1 protein-coding gene is annotated in these 283 nt (G+C 35.7%); it reads right to left on the bottom strand.

Going from position 1 to position 283, the window contains the following annotated elements; genetic code table 11:
* Positions 1-84, bottom strand: an 84-nt coding sequence (locus UUA_RS20375) for a helix-turn-helix domain-containing protein (RefSeq protein ID WP_155943288.1), incomplete at its 3' end; no start/stop codon positions are given.
* Positions 85-283 lie beyond the last annotated feature (199 nt).

The raw sequence follows: 283 nt of genomic DNA, 5'->3' as shown, positions 1-283 counted from the left end.
CGTTGAAACTCCTATCCCTAATAATTTGGCCATCTGTTCTTGGGTTTTCCCTTTGCTTATTCTCAGCTTTGCCAAATTAGTCATTTCGGACGCCCCTCACCTCTTTCATGTTTTGCTATCTGTGAATTTCTGATTTAATTCTAAACCCACAGTTGGCAAAAGTCAATAGGTAATTTTTCTTTTTGTGAAAGTTTGTTTTCAAAATGCAAAAGTTGGTATAAAATATTCTCAAATAGAGAAAGTGGAGGTGATGATATGTCCTCTCTGGGCAAAAGAATAAAAG

Origin of the sequence: Rhodanobacter thiooxydans LCS2, assembly GCF_000264375.1 — a bacterium.
GTDB classification, from domain to species: Bacteria; Pseudomonadota; Gammaproteobacteria; order Xanthomonadales; family Rhodanobacteraceae; genus Rhodanobacter; species Rhodanobacter thiooxydans.
The sequence above is the reverse complement of the archived record's forward strand: the minus strand, read 5'-3'. Positions and strand labels throughout refer to the sequence as shown.